General features: G+C 60.3%; 11 protein-coding genes and 1 pseudogene. 10 read left to right on the top strand and 2 right to left on the bottom strand.

All coding sequences use genetic code 11. From position 1 onward, the window contains the following. Nucleotides 1–2 precede the first annotated feature (2 nt). From AC0L15_RS06025 to AC0L15_RS06015, 3 genes are all read left to right on the top strand, one after another. Nucleotides 3–1,001, top strand: a complete 999-nt coding sequence (locus AC0L15_RS06025; protein ID WP_202366148.1) for an ABC transporter permease — start codon at nt 3–5, stop codon at nt 999–1,001. Further along, the gene (locus AC0L15_RS06020; RefSeq protein ID WP_287064598.1) at nt 998–2,179 is read left to right on the top strand and encodes an ABC transporter permease; all 1,182 of its coding nucleotides are present in this window, start codon (nt 998–1,000) and stop codon (nt 2,177–2,179) included. The genes AC0L15_RS06025 and AC0L15_RS06020 overlap by 4 nt, the downstream gene beginning before the upstream one ends. A 209-nt stretch (nt 2,180–2,388) precedes the next feature. Continuing rightward, nucleotides 2,389–2,868, top strand: coding sequence for a class I SAM-dependent methyltransferase (locus tag AC0L15_RS06015; protein WP_236372684.1), 480 nt, complete (start codon nt 2,389–2,391; stop codon nt 2,866–2,868). Nucleotides 2,869–2,933: 65 nt separating this feature from the next. On the opposite strand, the gene AC0L15_RS06010 is transcribed toward AC0L15_RS06015, so the two are convergent. After that, on the bottom strand, nt 2,934–4,349 hold the full coding sequence (locus AC0L15_RS06010; protein ID WP_287064599.1) for an adenylate/guanylate cyclase domain-containing protein: 1,416 nt from the start codon (nt 4,347–4,349) through the stop codon (nt 2,934–2,936). A gap of 190 nt (nt 4,350–4,539) precedes the next feature. Between AC0L15_RS06010 and AC0L15_RS06005 the strand changes: the two genes are divergently transcribed. The 5 genes from AC0L15_RS06005 (at nt 4,540) to AC0L15_RS05985 (ending at nt 11,766) form a co-directional block, all read left to right on the top strand. Further along, nucleotides 4,540–5,364 (top strand): hypothetical protein, encoded by an 825-nt coding sequence (locus AC0L15_RS06005; protein WP_287072583.1) that lies wholly within the window; start codon nt 4,540–4,542, stop codon nt 5,362–5,364. Nucleotides 5,365–5,437: 73 nt separating this feature from the next. After that, on the top strand, nt 5,438–5,962 hold the full coding sequence (locus AC0L15_RS06000; RefSeq protein WP_287246197.1) for a GNAT family N-acetyltransferase: 525 nt from the start codon (nt 5,438–5,440) through the stop codon (nt 5,960–5,962). Between the two features lie 132 nt (nt 5,963–6,094). Then, entirely contained in the window at nt 6,095–7,480 is a 1,386-nt protein-coding gene (locus AC0L15_RS05995; RefSeq protein ID WP_287246195.1) for a hypothetical protein, read from the top strand. Nucleotides 7,481–7,767: 287 nt separating this feature from the next. Next, nucleotides 7,768–11,067 carry an adenylate/guanylate cyclase domain-containing protein gene (locus tag AC0L15_RS05990; protein ID WP_287246594.1) on the top strand — a complete coding sequence of 1,100 codons (3,300 nt, stop codon included), beginning with the start codon at nt 7,768–7,770 and terminating at the stop codon, nt 11,065–11,067. A gap of 18 nt (nt 11,068–11,085) precedes the next feature. Further along, complete coding sequence (locus tag AC0L15_RS05985) at nt 11,086–11,766, top strand: redoxin domain-containing protein (protein WP_473496001.1); 681 nt, start codon at nt 11,086–11,088, stop codon at nt 11,764–11,766. Between the two features lie 55 nt (nt 11,767–11,821). Here AC0L15_RS05985 and AC0L15_RS05980 read toward each other — a convergent pair whose 3' ends face one another. Then, nucleotides 11,822–14,788 (bottom strand): trifunctional glycosyltransferase/class I SAM-dependent methyltransferase/polysaccharide deacetylase, encoded by a 2,967-nt coding sequence (locus AC0L15_RS05980; protein WP_287246191.1) that lies wholly within the window; start codon nt 14,786–14,788, stop codon nt 11,822–11,824. Nucleotides 14,789–15,702: 914 nt separating this feature from the next. Here AC0L15_RS05980 and AC0L15_RS05975 point away from each other — a divergent pair. Next, on the top strand, nt 15,703–16,365 hold the full coding sequence (locus AC0L15_RS05975) for a coiled-coil domain-containing protein (RefSeq protein WP_091594751.1): 663 nt from the start codon (nt 15,703–15,705) through the stop codon (nt 16,363–16,365). Nucleotides 16,366–16,372: 7 nt separating this feature from the next. Continuing rightward, a pseudogene (locus AC0L15_RS05970) lies at nt 16,373–17,527 on the top strand (OmpA family protein); the annotation flags it as partial.

Below are 17,527 nucleotides of genomic sequence, written 5' to 3'. Positions count from 1 at the left end.
GCGTGCTTCGATATTTGGTCTGGCGCATCGCCGTGATGGTTCCAACGCTGCTGGTCATATCGGCACTGGTGTTCACGATCATCGAACTTCCACCCGGCGACTATTTCGACAGCTATGTTGCCGAGCTTCGGGCTCAGGGCGAAGCGGTGGATTCCGATCGCATCGAGATGATGCGCAAGGACTATGGTTTCGACCAGCCACCGGTCATTCGCTACTTCTACTGGGTCGGCGGGATGCTGCGCGGCGATTTCGGCTATTCCTTCGAATATGAGCTGCCGGTCCGCGACGTCGTCGGGGACCGAATGTGGCTGACCGTGCTGGTTTCCTTCGTCACGATCATCTTCACCTGGCTCATCGCCTTTCCGATCGGCATGTACTCCGCCACGCATCAATACAGCTGGGGCGACTACGGCCTGACTTTCTTCGGCCTTCTCGGGCTTGCCATTCCGAACTTCATGCTGGCGCTGATCCTGATGTATTTCGCCAACATCTGGTTCGGCACATCCATCGGCCATCTCATGGACCAGCAATATCTCGGCGAGCCGATGAGCTGGGCCAAGGCGAAGTCGATCCTCGCCCATCTCTGGATTCCGGTCTTGATCATCGGCACCGGGGGCACGGCAAGCATGATCCGGCGGCTGCGCGCCAATCTTCTCGACGAGCTACACAAGCAATATGTCGTGACCGCGCGCGCCAAAGGACTTCATCCGTTCAAGGCGCTGGTCAAATATCCGCTGCGCATGGCGCTCAATTTCTTCATTTCCGACATCGGCTCTATCCTGCCGGCCATCATCTCCGGCGCCGAAATCACGGCGATCGTGCTGTCTTTGGAAACGACCGGGCCGATGCTGATCAAGGCGCTGCAAAGCCAGGACATGTATCTGGCAGGGTCGTTCCTCATGTTCCTCGCCTTCCTGACGGTCATCGGCGTCCTGATTTCCGACCTGGCGCTGGCGCTGCTTGATCCAAGAATTCGTTTGCAGGGTGGCAGCACCAAATGAGCACGCATTCGCCGCTGCCCGCTCCGGGTGCTCCGCTGCAACACTATGTTTCCAGCGCGCCCTTTGACCTGCAGTCGGTCGAGGCGATGACGCCGGAGCAGTCGAAGGTCTTTCAGGCGTCCCAGTTGCGGCTGATGTGGTGGAAATTCCGGGAGCACCGGCTTGCCGTTGTATCCGGCATATTCCTGGCAGCGCTTTATTTCGGGATACTGATCTGCGAGTTCCTGGCGCCCTACAATCTGCATACGCGAAACATGGACTACATCTATTCGCCGCCGCAGCGGGTGCACCTGTTCCACAACGGCCAGTTCGTCGGGCCGTTCGTCTATGGCCGCCAGATGACGCTGGATATGGACACGCTCAAGCGTAACTACATCGAGAAACAGGATGATGTTCAGCGGATCCGTTTCTTCTGCAAGGGCGACAGTTACCGGTTCTGGGGCCTAATCGAAGGTGACAGGCATCTTGTCTGTCCTGCCGAAAACGGCCAGCTCTTTCTGGCCGGCACCGACAGGCTGGGGCGCGATGTGCTCTCGCGCATCATCTATGGCGCACGCATTTCACTGACAATCGGCCTCGTCGGCATCAGTTTTAGCTTCCTGCTCGGCATTGTGATCGGCGGACTGGCCGGCTATCACGGCGGTATCTTCGACCTGATCGTTCAACGAATAATCGAAGTTCTGCAATCGATCCCCAGCATTCCGCTATGGCTGGCTCTGGCGGCGATCATGCCGATAACCTGGAGTCCGATCCTGATCTATTTCGGCATCACCGTCATCCTCGGGCTGCTCGACTGGACCGGACTGGCGCGGGCCGTGCGTTCAAAGCTTCTAGCCTTGCGCGAGGAGGATTACGTTCTGGCCGCGCAATTGATGGGCGCCAGAAGCAGCCGCATCATCGGGCGGCATCTCATTCCCGGCTTCATGTCGCATCTGATCGCGACGGCGACGATCTCCATACCCGGCATGATCCTGGGCGAGACGGCGCTGAGCTTCCTCGGGCTCGGCCTGAGGGCGCCGATAACCAGCTGGGGCATCCTGCTCACCGAGGCGCGCAGCGTCAGCGTCATCGCGTTCTATCCATGGCTGCTTTTGCCGATGCTTCCCGTCATTCTCGTCATCCTGGCGTTCAACTTCCTCGGCGACGGCCTGCGGGACGCCGCAGACCCCTACAAGTGAGATCGCTATTCCGCCACGCGTCGGCCGCCGACTCCACCCGGTATGATCCTGTCGGCAGCCTGTTCGGTTATTGCAGCGTTCATCGTTCGCCTCTATAGGTGCCGAGACGCAATCGGGGTTTAACACGTCGCCCTCGGGTTTCACCTGTGAACCGTTCTGGTCGCGGGCATTGCCCATCTCTTGAGCTGGTTTCAGGACACACAACGCATATGACTCGCCTTGAGAATTTCATCAGCAGGATGACCGCACAGCGCGACATTCTCGATCAAGTTTGCCCCGAGGTGGCGAAGATGGAAGGCCTGGTGCTCGAGTTCGGCCTCGGCAACGGCCGGACGTTCCACCATCTGCGCGAGCGCCTGCCCGGACGCCGGATCGTGGTGTTCGACCGCGAACTTAGCGCACACGCCAGCTCAATTCCCGACGCTGAAGACTTCGTGCTCGGCGAAATACGCGAGACGGCGAAGAGGTTCATTGGCATCGACGCGGCTCTTGTTCATGCTGACATCGGCACCGGCTATGACGATCGCGATGCAGTGACCTCTACCTGGCTCCCCGATCTGATCGCGCGCCTGCTTCGCGTCGGCGGCTTCGCGGTCAGCGGCACGCCGCTCGAGCACCCGCTGTTGCAACGCCTCCCGCCGCCGCCTTCGGTGCCCGCCGATCGTTATTTTGTCTGCAGGCGCGTGTGAGGAGCCGAGACGACCCGAATATTTGGCGGCCAAATCTTCGGGGCCAAATCTTCGGGTCCAAATCTTCAGGGGATCATATATACTGCTATCTCCCGCTCAATGCCGCGCAGCGAGACCTCGTGGGGCACGGGCGTCAGCGCGTTCCTGTGCAACAGATCGGCGGTGAGATTGTCGTTGACCACGGCACGAGTGGCGAAGATCGCCTGTGCGTTGGCAAGGTTCTGGACCCGCGAAGCAATGTTGACCGTCTGGCCGAAATAGTCCTGTCGCTCGTTCATAGACACGGCGATGCAGGGGCCGGCATGGACTCCGATCTTGAGCAGCAGATCCTCGCGCCCGCTCTTGTCGTTGAGCTCACGCATGGCATCGCGCATCCTGAGGGCCGCAGCAATCGCACGATCGGGCGTCGCGAAGGTCGCCATCACCGCATCACCGATCGTCTTCACCACCGCGCCTGCCTCCGCCGCGACGATCTCGTGCAGAACCTGGAAATGCACGCGCACGAGATCGAAGGCTGAAAGATCGCCAACCCGCTCGTAAAGCTCGGTCGATCCGCGCAGGTCGGTGAACAGGAAGGTCAGGCTGGTGATTTTCAGGCGCTGGTCGATGTCGAGCGTATCCGTGCGATAGAGATCGCGGAACGTCTGGTTGGTGAGCAGGCGCTTGGCAGTCAGGAAGGGCCGGCGTTTGCCCAGGAGATCATGCAATTCCTGGCCGGCGATGAAGACCGTCGGCAGCACGCGGGTGTCGGTCCTGTTCTCCAGCGAAATGCGCAACGGGCCGGGTTGCATCTCCAGCGTCTGGTTCTGGACATGGTCGCGGTCGAAGACCAAAGAGAGGCTTCGGCGCTCTTTTGTTGGTTCGCCCTTCCCGTCGATGAACTGCGCTGAATGGGTGACCGGCTCGAAGACGATGACGAACTCAGACGGAAGCTGGATGGGCAGAACCGCCTTTTCACCGGGGGCAAGCTCGATATCCTCCAGCGAGAACGCTTCTATCTTTTTCGCGAAATCCTCTTCCGGCAGATCGACGCCGGACGCCCAGTAGATCTGGCGGAAATATTCCACCAACGGCAGTTCGTGTGGATTGTGAGCGGCAATCCTGCGCACGCGGGGACTGACGGTGAATGTCACCTCGACCATCTCGTCGAGGGTCGGCGAATAGCCCTCGGAGCACAGCGCGCAGGTGTATTCGTCCTTCTGCAGGGTTTTCAGCGTGGCGTTGGTGTCGAGCACGCCGCCACAGCCGGGGCATAGAACATTCCAGGAAATGTCGAAGATGCCCACCCGCGCCGCATGGAGAAAGGCGCTTATGGCGCGTTCCTCGTCGAGGCCATGCTTGCTGGCGAAGGCTGGCGCATTGATGCGGCAAAGTTCGCGGTCCTTGCCCTCCGCGATGGTTCGCCTGATCGCGTCGATTGCCTGCGGATCGACATCGGTCGATTGCCGCAGAAGTGAGAACAGGTCCTGAGCTTCGTTCATCGTGCAGGCTCCGGAAAATGCGCCCCGGAGGCGTCTTTGGTCCGAGTGCTCCATCTTACTTCGAAACGCATCGTACGGCCATTCGAATAGATAGGCCTGGTGACGGTTCAATTTCCATTCGGCGGATTTTCACCGGCCGCAAGCGGCACTATGATGGGTCCATGGGGCATTCATCTTTGGACTTTCTCCCATGCCGGCATCCAACAACCCGCCATTTCCCGCGGCCCTGCGCCTTTTCTCCGTGGTGGTCATCATCGTCCTGATCGTCGGCGCCGGCCTGTTTTTCGCGCCTGTGCTGGTCAAGCCACGCTGGCCTTGGGCCGTCACGCCTTTCAATGCCCGCTTCCTCGGCGGCTTCTACACCGCCGAAATGGTCGTGATGGCGGCGCTAGTGGTCTGGAATCGCTGGTCACCCGGCCGGCTCGTGCTCGTCATGGCCTTCATCTTCACCGCCATTGTGTCGGTGGCTTCGTTCATCAATCTCGGCTATTTCAACTTCGAGCGCAAAGCGCCCTGGCTCTGGTTTTTGGTCTATCTCGCTTCGGTCGCGGTATCCGGGCTGTTCCTGTGGCGGGCCAGGGCCCGTCCTTCAGCAAAAGGCGTTACCTTAACCCCCGTGTGGCGCGGCTACATGCCGGTGGAATCGGCGATCCTTGGGCTCTATGGCGTCGGCCTGTTACTGTTTCCCCTGACATTCGGCAGCATCTGGCCATGGCCGATCGATGCCTTCCACGCTCAGGTCTACAGCGCCATCTTCCTGGCCGGTGCGGGCGGTATATATCTCGTCTGGAGAAGCGCGCCGCGCGAGGAACTGCTGGTGCTCGGCTTGGCGCAGTTTCTGGTTGGCCTGCTTGCCATTCTTGGCCTCGTCATCACCGACGCTGCGGTGCACCGGATCGACTGGACAGCGACCGGAACATTGTGCTGGCTCGCCCTTTTCGGCTGGATCGGCATCAGCGGCGTCTTCAAACTCTACGCCGCCTCCCGGTATTTTAGCTCGCAACCGGCATCATAGGTTGCAGAGACGGCTGGATTTTCAGGTGACGTCCGGTGCATCGTGGCGGCCGATTGCCTTCGCCGGGAAAGCCATGACCAGCACGACCTCGCCATCCCCAAAGAAAATCCAGCCGCAGCTCCGGTCCATCCGGCTAAGCGATGCGGAGGCGCTTTGCGCTATCTTCAACATGCCGGGCTTCCGCTGGGGCACGCTCAGGATGCCTTTCGAGATGGTGGAGCAGGTGGAGCGGCGCATCGCCAAGTCCGGCCAGGAAACCACCTGGATCGTTGCCGAATTGGATGGCAGGGTCGTCGGCCATGGCAGCCTGGTCGTGCAGGGTTCGCCGCGCCGTTCGCATATCGGCGAGATCAATATCGGCCTTGACGATGCCTTTGTCGGCAAGGGTATCGGCTCTGCCATACTTGGCGCGCTGCTTGACGTGGCCGACAACTGGCGCGCCCTGAAGCGGGTCGAATTGACCGTCTATGCCGACAACGAACCGGCCATCCGTCTCTACACAAGACACGGCTTCAAGGTCGAAGGCCGACATGTGAAGGCCGGTTTTACCGACGGCCAGTACAATGACCTCCTGAGCATGGCCCGGCTGCGGTTCTGAGATGCGCTGTTTGGCCTGTCAATTTCGTCTCACACCATTTTGATCAGAGTTGACAGTCCAAGTGTGGGCCGGCCGTATCCAGCAAGTCCTGTCTCCCTTGGCGTTTGCACGGCAAGCGGCTAGACGGGACCAATGACCGCCGTCTTTGACCCCTCCCCTACGCCTCCGGTGGAAATCCTGGCAGTGCTGTCGCTGCTCTGCCCGGAAGTCGTGCGCGACATCGAGCAGAACTGGAATGCACCGGTTTCCGATTACGCCCGCCATCTGTGGCGGCCGGTGGCAAGGCCTGCATCGGGCCCGGCGATCGCTGCCCGCTCGATCCTGCGCGAAGTCCTGCACCAGCGCCTTGGTGTGATCATGCAGCCTGAAGAGATCGGCAAGGTCCTCGACGAGTTCGAGTACAGACCGGTGATTCAGTCCGGCCTGCACTGCCTGCTCCTGATGGACCGGATCACCTTCGATGCCCTCCTGCTTGCCTGGCTCGGCGCGGTCGAAAACGGGCTGTCGGCCTTCTTCAGCTTCATGGGAACGACGATGACCATGGAGACAATTGGCCGGGAGGGGCCGGGATGGCTCGATGTCGGTGACGACAAGGTCAACCTGTTTGGCATGGGGCGCCACAAACTGTGCCGCAAAAGCGCCTGCGTGGCCGGTCCCGTCACCCTCAACAAGTGCGCGCTCGAAGCAGTGGGCGACGAAACGGATGCCAGCCGCTGGCTGGGCACACTGCTTGCCAGCCAGGACAAGGTGTTTGGAACCGCCGCCGATGCGCTGACAGCCCTCAACGAGGATCTGGTCGCTGATTGGGATCGTTCCGGCATGGCCCAGCCGGTTTTCATCGATGATCGGCTCGCCGCGGCTGCCATGGCGCGGCATCTGGAAAATGACGGCAGCCTTGTTTCCAGGCTGCTCCTTGAGCCCGCAAGGCGCCAGCGTCTCGAACGTGCCTTGCAAGCAGCCGCATCGAGCCCATTTGGCAGGTTCCTGCCCAATGCCACGGCCTATTTCTGGGGTATCCGCGAGGAGCGCGTGCGCAAGCTCGTCCTCGATAACGGGCACCTGATCGAGCCTGGCAGGCCGCATGGTCTTTCCATCCCGTTCGAGCGACCGCATCTCAGGCAGGCGCTGCTGGACGGCATGCTGCTGCCGAACTTGTTCCTGATGTTCCTGGTCCTTGCCATATTGCCGCGCGTGCGGGTTGTGGGCGGCCTGAGACAGATTGGTTATGTAGCGCTTTTCCACTCGATCCTGCTGGCTGCGCTAGATGAAAACGCGCCGGAAGAGCGCGATCTGGCTGCGGAGTTGCAGGTTCGGGAAAATGCCTGGGGCATGCGGGTCATCGACGAAAAGATCTCGGTCCGCGAGCAGCTTGCCGGCCTGCCGGAAGGGGCGGTCTTCCCGGACCTGCTCCGGCAATACCGTTTGCGGACGTTTGCCGAGGCGACCGACGACCTGAAGCTGGTTCGCGAAAACGCCCGATGGCGCAAGATCGGCCAGGCAGAGATCAAGGCGAACTGAGCCTACTTCAGGTTGATTTTCTGGTGCGCAACCGCAAGCGACGGGGATCTATCGGTGAGCCTCTGGCGTCTGATCCGGCCGCTTCCTTGACGCTGATGCCTTTCGGGATTTCGACGACGGCTTCCGCCTCGATCGGCAGCGCTCTGCCACCGGACCCACACGGATCGCTCGATACCCATTTGCGCTGCCGCTTGCTGGTCGACGGCTATCGGTTCATTCTTGTGAACCTTGGCCGTGAAGTGCGTAGCGAGATCACGCCGTCACGGCCCCTAGTGAGGTCTTGTTCGATGGACTGCTCGGGCTGCGGTTTCGAGGTTGAGGGCGGTTACGCTTTCTGTCCGAGGTGTGGCAGGCGCCAGCCCGTGCCATGCGCCAGTTGCGGCTTCCGCTGCGCACCTGATTTCGAGTTCTGTCCGAAATGTGGGGCAAGCGTCGGTGCGCCCGCAAAAGCCGTCGAACGGCCTGCTCCGACGCCAAGCCGGACCACTGTGCAGCCTTCTCGAACTCCGTCGCTGCTTCCGAACATCGAAAGCGAAGATGGGCAGTATCCCGTCTCTGACGCCGATCGCCGGACGGTAACGGTCCTGTTCGCCGACCTTTGCGGCTTCACGACACTCAGCGAGCAGCTCGACCCCGAGGTCATGCAAGCGCTGCAGAACGAACTGTTCAAGGAATTGACGGCGGCCGTGCGAAACTTTGGCGGTTTCGTCGACAAATTCATCGGCGATGCACTGCTCGCTTTGTTCGGTGCGCCGGTCGCGCATGAGGACGATCCGGAACGTGCGCTTCGCGCCGCTCTCGACATGATCGCCCGGACGGCGCGGCTCGGCGAAAGCACCCCCCACTCCGGCTCGCCTCTGTCACTCCATATCGGCATAAACACTGGTCCGGTCGTCACTGGCGGATTGGGCGTCGGCACCGCCAAATCCTATTCGGTGACCGGCGATACAGTGAATACGGCGCAACGCCTGCAATCGCTGGCCGCACCAGGTGAGGTGCTGGTAGGCGAGCTCACTCACAGGCTGACCCGGCATGCCTTCTCTTACGAGTCGCTGGGTGATGTCGTGCTTCGCGGCAAGGCTGGCAGTGTGCTCGTCCATCGACTGGATGCACCGCTTGCGGCGCCGCGTGCAGCGCGTGGGCTCGAGGCGCTCGGCCTCAGTGCGCCGATAATAGGTCGTGGTGCGGAGCTCAATAGAATGCTGGCGAGCCTTGACCAGGCGTGCGGCGGCTCGGCCCAACTTGTCCGCCTCGTCGGAGAAGCCGGTATCGGGAAATCGCGGCTGGTGAACGAGTTCGTCGCCCGCGTCGGCGACGAGGATCGTTTTCGCAACGTCGCCGTGCGGCAGGCCACGTGCTCACCGCTGGGCGAACAATCATTTGGCGCCTTGGGCGCAGTGGTGCGCAGCGCTGCCGGGATGATGCAAAACGACAATGGGGACGAAATGCGGGGGAAGCTCGCAGGCTTGCTTGCCGATCTCGGCCTGCAGGGCGAGGAGGCGAAGCGGCTGATGCCTTTGCTCTACCATGTGCTTGGCCTTGGCGACCCCGATACCACCTTGCAGCATGTCGAGCCCGAGCAGCTGCGGCGGCAAATTCTCTACGCAGTCCGCACAATCATCGAACGGCGGCTTGCGTTGTCGCCGCTGTTGATTGTCGTCGAAGACCTGCACTGGGCCGACGCCGTGTCGCTCGAGGCACTACGTTTCGTGATGGACAGGTTAGTGCGCACGCGGTTGATGGTGCTGGTCACGCATCGTCCGGCGCCGGACAATGACCAGCTCGACTCAAGTCGGGTCAGTCACACAGCGCTGAGGCTTTCGCCCCTCAACAGCGATGACGGACGCAGCCTGCTGGCGGCGCTTTTCGGCGAGAGCTGGGTAAACTCCGCGGGAGGGCTTCTCGACCAGATTCTCGAGCGCGCGGGCGGCAACCCCTTTTTTGTAGAGGAGATCGTTCGCGGTCTTATCGATCGCGGTGTACTGATGCGCGAGGGCCAGCGATGGCGGACTGTGGCAGGCGAAGTGGCAACCGGCATTCCCGCCACTATCCAGGCAATGTTGCTTGCTCGCGTCGACCGGCTGCCCCAAGAGGCGCGCCGGTTGGCCCAGGAAGCCGCGGTAATCGGCCCGCGCTTCAATGCCACACTTCTGAAAACCGTGACAGCCGACCCTGGCCGGCTAGAAGCCGGCTGCGAACTGCTTTGCGATGCGGAAATCATCGAGGAAGTTGCCGGATCAGGCTCGGTCTCGTCGCAAGGCTACCGCTTTACGCAAACACTGCTGCAGGACGTGATCTACCAGAATCTGCTCCTGCAACGCCGGACCGACATCCACGGGCGGGTCGGCGCTGCCTTGGAGCAACTGTGCGGCGACAAGCCGGAACGGCTCGAGGATTTGACCGTGCTCGGTTATCATTTCGCACAGAGCGCCGAGCGGGAGAAGGGCGCGCATTACCTACAGGCGGCGGGCGATCGCGCTCGCATGATATACGCCAACGACGACGCCCTTCGTTTCTACGATCGAGCACTGACTGCGTTGGGCGCGATCGGGCAAACACCGCTCAAACTGGCAATTGCAGAGCGCATTGCCGATTTGAGCGGCCCGGTAGGCCGCCGCGAGATCGCGCACCACCACTACGAGACGGTGTTGCAGGCATACCGCGAGTCAGCCAATCGTGTCGCTTCGGCGCGAGTTTTGCGTAAGATCGGTCGGCTGCTCTGGGACGTCGGCAAGCGGGACAACGCAGAATCCCGCTATGCTGAAGCGGCAGCGCTCCTCGATGGAGCGGATGCTCCGATCGAGCAAGCGCAACTCTGGCAAGAACGTGGCCGACAGGCGTTCCGTAGCGGAGATCACGCTCTCGCGGTAAAATGGGCAGACGCGGCGCTGGATTGCGTACGCACTCTGACAACGGAGCATGTCTCCGAGGTAGGATGTGACGCCACTCTTGTGACCGCCGAGGCACTTAATACCAAGGCTGTTGCGCTGGCTCGCCTTGGGCGAAGCCGTGAAGCCGTGCGACAGGTTGAGCGTAGCATTGAATTGGCCGAAGCCGCCGGTCTACTGGGCGCGGCCTGTCGCGGCTACACCAATCTCGGCGTGCTTTACACGACTATCGATCCGGCACAGGCGATGGAGGTCTGTCGGCGCGGTCTTGAAGTGGCGCGCCATATTGGTGATTTGGGTTTCCAGGCGCGCCTTCTCGCCAATCTGGCTGTCGCTTGTTGTACTTTCACGGATCGCTGTCCAACGGAGGGCGTGCCTGCTGCCGAGAAGGCCATCGAGATCGACCGGGCGCTCGACCAGCGCGAGCACCTGGCGGTGCCGTTGATCGTGCTTGGGCAGATCCACCAGTGCCACGGCCGTCCGGAACTGGCGGTCGGCTTGTTCCACGAAGCACTCGACGTAGCCCGCGAAACGGGCGAACCCCAACTGCTGTTTCCGTGCTATGATGGTCTCGCAACGCTTAATCTCGACCTCGACAATCTGGCCGAGGCCGAACGCTACTTTTCCCTGGCGCAGGGCATATGCGCCCAGCACGGGCTCGACCCGGAAGCGCTTGTGGTGCTGCCTTTTCTCGACTAGCCGGGTTGGAGGTTGGAAATGTCCGCGCGTAGTGACTTGGTACCGCTTCAACCGGGCGACCGTGCGCCGAACTTGGTACTCGACGCCATTACCCAGGAAGGCAAGATCGCGCTTGACCACTATCGCGGACAAAAACCGGTGCTGGTCGGCCTGTTTCGAGGTCTGCATTGTGCGTTTTGCCGGCGCTATATCGCCGCCCAGGCGCGGCTTGATCCGGAGCTGCGCGAAAAGGGCGTGGAGAGCCTGACGGTGGTCAACACCCCCATCGAACGGGCGCGCCTCTATTTCCGCTACCACCCGATGCCGAATCTGCTTGCGGCCTCCGATCCTGAGCGCGCTTCACATCGTGCTTTTGGACTGCCCAATCTCGAATTCACCCAAAACGAGACGAACTGGCCGTACAAGGTCTCGATGGCAGCGGTAAAGGATATGCGGGTCGACCTACCAGGCGAGTTGCCCGGTCCTATGGATCCTATTGCGGCCACCGAAATCCTCAACAAGAGGGACCATTACGAAGTGACCGAAGCCGACGAGCAGATGGTGGCAACGGGACACGGACAACTGGTCGGTCAGTTCCTGCTGGACCGGCAGGGGATCGTCCGCTGGAGCTTCACGGAGGTTCCAGAGGGTGGGCGATACATGTTTGGGGCGCCAAACCCGGAGGAGCTGATGTCAGCCGTGTCCCAAGTCGCCCAATAGACTTGCGAACGAGGTAAACGGGCGGGGCACTGAATGACACTGACAAGTTCGCCGTTCATTCGAGCACGGCCTCGACAGTGGCAACAAAGTCGTCGAGCGAGCGGTCCCCGCGAATCTCGATGCGCGGAAGGTCGATGGGATCGCAATTGAGGTCCGCCGGCCCGTGTTTGCTGCCGAAGCCGATTCGATAGCCGCACTCCTTGGCCAGCCGGCCAAGCCGTCGGTCGGTGACAGAGAAGGGTGCCGCAAAAGCCGTGGTTGGCCGACCGGTCCACCGTTCGATGAACATACGAGATCGCAGGAGCTCGGCGGCCAAGTCAGAGCTCGACAGACCATCGATCGCGCGATGCGTCGCCAGATGGCTTCCGAAGAACGCACCTTCGGCGGAGAGGCGTCGCACCGTCCCGGCGTCCATAAGCTGCGTCGGCTGACCGCTGTCGGCGTCCCACTGTGCGCTTGCGCCCACAAGGTCCGTCACCAGGAACACTTCCGCGGTCAGGTCGTTCGCGCGCAAGGTCGGCCAGGCATGGTCGGCAAAGTTCTGGAAGCCATCGTCGAAGGTGATGAGGACCGGGCGGCCAGCGAAAGGCTGACGGTTGGCGATGGTCTCTTCCAGCTGCTCGGACCTAATTGCGTGAAAGCCATTGGCGCGCAGCCATGCCATCTGGCTGACGAATGCGGCGCGCGTGAGCCGAAAACGGGCGAGCGCGGCCGGACCTTCATCGGAGACGCTGTGATACATGAGGACAGGGATACGCTGCCGCCGCTCGCTACGCGCAACGTCGCGGCGCAAGGCCCGCGCCCCGCCCCAGACGATGTTTCGCGCGACCCCAATTTCGAGACGCGCGCGGATTGGGACGTAATCGATTGTCGGTTCCGTCGCCACATCTCCAGGTGAGAGGCGGCGGAAGCGGTCTATGCGATAGAGCTCGGTCTGGATCGATTGATCGAGGACGAGGCCTTCGGTCCCTGCCAGCGTCTCCGAGATCGCTTGTGCACCGAACGTGTTCCAGTCGAAGCCGGTCCTTTCAACATTGTCACATAACACGAATGCGTGTGCGTTGATGAAACTGCCGCCAGGCGCCAATGCCTCAACGATTTTCTTGGCGATGCGCCGCAACTCGGCGAGATCTTCCAGGTAGTAGAGCACTTCCGAACAGACGATCAGGTCCATCTCACCAGGCAGCGTGTCGGCCGAGAAATCCAGTACGCCGAACTCGACATTCGGCTGATCGCTGCATCGCGCGCGCGCTCGCTCGATGGCTACGGCGGAGATGTCGGTTGCGGTCAAATGGCCCACATGCGGCGCCAGCTGCCGCGTGAAGTGGCCCTCCGCGCAGGCCAGCTCAAGCGCCCGTCCGATAGGACCGGTAGGCAGGATTTCGAGCTGCCGCTCGTATTTTTCCTGCTCATAGGAGGAACCGTAGTTCCAGGGATCCTCGGTCGCGAAATAGCCATTCCAGAACGACGTGCGATCCTTGTCGTGCCTGGGCCGTGCGCGGCGCGGCGCCGCAGGAGGCTCCGCAGGTTCGGCGCTCGACCGAACCAGCTCCCGCGCTTGCGCGGCCAATTGCGCGAGTTTGCCAAAGTGGCTGTCCGGATCAGGCCCGCGTTCGGCTGTGGCTGACAATGCCTCGGCTGCAGATATGTTTGACTTGTCGGCACCGGCGCCCTGTTGCGGGGCATGTACCGGCGGTCGCCTCGCAAGCCGCGCGGCATTCTGTGTAAGCCGCTCAGGGGGCACGAAATCCCGGATCAATTCAATCCAATGGCGCCTTGTCACTTTCCCGAGTACGCCGAACTGTGCGACAGCCTCGATCTGGCCATCCATCGTCAGATAGGCATAAATTTGATCGATTCCGTCCGGAAGTTCGATCGAGGTCGGATTTTGAATATCGACGCGAATTCCAAGCGTCCGCGCCAGCCTTCGCGGCGCGGCAAGATCGTCTACGTCGAGAAGCATTTGCTCAAGCTGATACTGGACGCGGCGACCCGCGACGGGATTGTCCCAGACCTTGCCGAGTTCGATGATCAACTCGGTGATGGAGCCGCCGAACCTGTCCCATTTGGCAGCCAATTGCGCTGGCACCGATAGGGTTCCTACCATAAGGCCATCGAAGGCCACCTTGGCGATGTCATGCGCCCACTTACGTCCTGCCGGGAGCGCGCGCAGGGTCTGCGGGCTGATCGAGCGGCGGCCGCTGCCGCAATCCGACGCGGCGTTCCACAACGCGAACCACGCGAGTGCTTCGGAAGCGGTGCCGCCGTTCGCCTCGATCGCTCCATTGGCATGAGCCGATGCCGGCTGTTTGACCCTGGGATCAGCAGAAAAGCCGCGGGCGATCACGATTTTCGCATCTGCCAGCATCTGCGTCGAATTGCGGGAGAGCGCGTTGGGGCTGATACGATAGAGAGCGAGCGGCTCGTCGACCATCACCCAATTTTTGCCTAGACGTGCGAGGCGCTGCCACAGATCCCAGTCCTCGCAGGTGCGCAGCGACACATCGAAACCGCCCAACTCGACAATTGTCTCCCGGTCGACGAGCAGCGCGTGAGTGCGGATGGCACACCGGCGCGCGAATGTTTCGAAGGGCTGGATCGCAACCTCCGTCGGGATGCTCGACGGGGTGAGTTCGCCATCGGGCATCACGCGCCGGGAACCGCAATAGGCGGCGACTGCATCGGGCGCGGTTTTCAGTGCGGCCAGCATTTTCGCAAGGAAGCTGGCGTCCACCCAATCGTCCGCATCCAGGAACATGAGCCAGCTTCCGCGCGCTGTCGAAATCCCGCTGTTGCGCGCGCCGGCGGCGCTATACGCGCAAGAGCTCAACGTCCGAAACCGGGCATCGCGCTCCACATAACCGGCGATGATCGCGGAGGTGCGGTCAGCGGAGGCGTCGTCGATGACGATCGCCTCCCAATCCACTATTTCCTGATCGACAAGGCAATCGAGTGCGCGCGGCAGCGTTACCTCCGCGTTGTGCGCAGGAACCACGATTGAAACCAAGGGATTATGCGCCACGCCGTCTTACCCGCGCCTGGTTCGAAGGTAGAACAAGCGTCCCGAAACATAGCCGGCGATTTCCTGCCAAAGGAAACGTTCCTCAGCGACACTGCGTCCAAACAGTCTCCTGCGAACGCTTCCGAGCCGCCGCGACGCCGCCATTTGGCTGCAGAGCGAGCTTGCTCCTGTCGTGCTACAGATGTTGGAGCCGGGCGCAGCATTCGCATCCGTGCCGCCGAGCTTGGGCGCCAGCTGTCGCAGAGGGACGTCAAGGCCAAGCATGCCGCATACTCATGTCGTCGGTCCCCGGAGTCGGCGCCATGGCCACAAGCTGCGGTCCCTGGCATCGTGCAATAGCTATGGCAACCTGACGTCTTTTGCAATCGGGGCGCAATAGATGCAAGCCCACTGAAGCGTTGGTGTGAATGACTGCAGTGATTGGGACTATTGCTCCCCTGCTATCGACCGAAACGCCTCGATTCCGAGGTGCATTCTCGAACAGCCATTCTCCGTGCGAAAGAAGACCTTCCTTCTACCGTTGGGCCCGCATCGGAAGCTGATCGTCGCAGTATACAGCCGGGTGCGAGACAGTATGCGCACCGCCAGACCTGCTATTTTAGATACTTCTAATGAATATGCGCTACTCAATTGAGTTCCCAGTAGCTATAGACTGACATTGTATTACTAATTTCTATAGTAGATTGCGTCAAATGGTCGATTAGATTAGCCGGTTATGCCTGCTATAACGAAGAGATGTGCGAGCGACGTAACTCGGAACCCGTTCATTTGCCGCTAGTCAAGAGATGTAAAAGGAACCCACGAATTGGCTTAAGGCAAGAAGATTCCGGCTTGCGAGTCGGCTATTTTGCTGACATGTTTGGGCGTTTTTGAGTTTTGCACTGTGGCAGGTGTTCAAATGAAGGGGCATAAGGATGGCTAAGGAATCTTCGAGTACCGCTTCAGCAAGTAAAGCGGACGAAAATCTGATAGGTAATGCAGATGGAAACGGGCTGGCCTTCATGGGGGTCCAGGCCCGCGAGGCCGGCGTCTCCGGCGACGCTGTAGGTGTCGACAAGATACGTGATCTGCTGTTCGGCAACCAGATGCAGGACTACGACCGCCGTTTTTCCAAGCTTGAAGAACGGTTCTTGCAGCGCTTCAAGGATGTCGAATCCGAGGCCAAGCGCAATCTTGAAATGTACGAGTCAAATGCAAAAAAGCAGGTCGAATCGCTCGCGGCGCAATTGCGGAACGAAAAAGATGCACGAGCCGAGGCCGACAAGGAGATTGACCGGAATCTTCGCGAGCAAAATCAGGCGCTTGAAAAGCAGGTGCGCGCGTTGTCGGATCAATTGAGCGAGCTTGAGCGCGAAGTGGCGGACCGGATAAATCGAAGCGATCAATTGCTGCGTGAGGAAATCAAGCAAAAGAATGAAAGCATTCAGATGCTGATTGAGAAAATGTTTTCCGATCTCAGCAACGTCAAGACCGACCGAAATCTTTTGGCCGGCCTGTTTGTCGAGGTTGCAAAATGTTTAAATCAGGATCCCGTCGGCAGCAAGCACAACTCGGAACGCAGCTGGAAAGTGAGTTGATCGGAACTTGACGTCGACCGTCGACCCAATCAGCCTTCCTCAAAGAGCAGCTTCGAACGATCCAGAGATTGATCGCGAGGCTCTGGCTAATCTTTTGGTCGAAATTGCTCGGAACGTCGATCCGGACTATCGTGCGCGTCTCTACGGAGTTCCAACCGCCGATCCTCGCATGGAAACGCTGCGCCAGTTGCTGGTCGGCCGCGAAATTTCGGAGCTTTCACGAGTTGCGCACCTGCTCGACGAACCTGAGCAGCTTGCGTCTGCAGTGGGGGGTGTTCTCCCCAGTGCAGCCGCACGTGCGCCTCAGGTGCAACTCGGCGAGGCCCTTACGCCAGCTGTCGAGAGGGCCGTGCAACGGTCCATCCAGAAGAGCCCGCGTACGCTTACGGATATATTATACCCGGTGTTTCTGCCGGCAATTCGCAAGTCGATCGGGGAAAAGATCGATCAGACCTTTCAGTCGCTGAATGAAACTTTAAGACATATATTTACCTGGCATGGTCTCAAGTGGAGATTTGAAGCTTGGAGAACGGGTGCAAGCTTCTCAGAAGTTGTTCTTAAGCATTCTCTTGTCTATCGCGTAGAGCATGTCTTTCTCATCAACCGCAATTCCGGTATTTTGATAGCGCATGTAACTGCAGATAATGCAACAAGCGAAGATCCTCAACTCATTTCTTCGATGCTTAGTGCTATTCAAGATTTTGTGAAAGACTCATTTAACGAGAAAGAACAGAGCGGCCTGGACACTATCCGTTTCGGGGAGCTTCGTCTTTGGTCGGAAGTTGGACCGTTTGCGACCTTGGTCGCGGTGATCCGGGGAAATCCGCCAGAGGAATTACATGAAATCGTTCGCGATGTGTTGTTTCGCATCCATGATGAATACTCACAGGCTTTAGAGCAGTTTGACGGCGACAGTTCGCAGTTGGCCGGCATAGAGACGCAGTTGCGGACCTGCGTTGAACTGAAGCAGGAGGACTCAAACCAGGGATTTCCGTGGCTGGTGGTGGCTGCAGTCCTGCTGGTTTTGATTCCGGCAGGCGGTTGGTTCTTTCTATCCTGGCAATCCGGGCAACGCTGGCAGGCCTATGTGTCGCGGCTGAGTACCCAGCCGGGCATCATCGTTGCCGAACAAAAGATGCGCGATGGCCAGTTCTATATTGCC

Source organism: Mesorhizobium sp. WSM4846, from assembly GCF_055811415.1.
Note: the sequence above shows the minus strand (reverse complement) of the source record. Positions and strands in the feature narration are given on the sequence as shown.

What these genes read in the sequence shown, in the direction of transcription:
- AC0L15_RS06000 (WP_287246197.1), top strand. Translation starts at nt 5,438, where the DNA reads ATGACCAGCACGACCTCGCCATCCCCAAAGAAAATCCAGCCGCAGCTC.
- AC0L15_RS05995 (WP_287246195.1), top strand. Translation starts at nt 6,095, where the DNA reads ATGACCGCCGTCTTTGACCCCTCCCCTACGCCTCCGGTGGAAATCCTG.
- AC0L15_RS06010 (WP_287064599.1), bottom strand. Translation starts at nt 4,349, where the DNA reads ATGAACGAAGCTCAGGACCTGTTCTCACTTCTGCGGCAATCGACCGAT.
- AC0L15_RS06015 (WP_236372684.1), top strand. Translation starts at nt 2,389, where the DNA reads ATGACTCGCCTTGAGAATTTCATCAGCAGGATGACCGCACAGCGCGAC.
- AC0L15_RS06005 (WP_287072583.1), top strand. Translation starts at nt 4,540, where the DNA reads ATGCCGGCATCCAACAACCCGCCATTTCCCGCGGCCCTGCGCCTTTTC.
- AC0L15_RS06020 (WP_287064598.1), top strand. Translation starts at nt 998, where the DNA reads ATGAGCACGCATTCGCCGCTGCCCGCTCCGGGTGCTCCGCTGCAACAC.
- AC0L15_RS05990 (WP_287246594.1), top strand. Translation starts at nt 7,768, where the DNA reads ATGGACTGCTCGGGCTGCGGTTTCGAGGTTGAGGGCGGTTACGCTTTC.
- AC0L15_RS05975 (WP_091594751.1), top strand. Translation starts at nt 15,703, where the DNA reads ATGGCTAAGGAATCTTCGAGTACCGCTTCAGCAAGTAAAGCGGACGAA.
- AC0L15_RS05985 (WP_473496001.1), top strand. Translation starts at nt 11,086, where the DNA reads ATGTCCGCGCGTAGTGACTTGGTACCGCTTCAACCGGGCGACCGTGCG.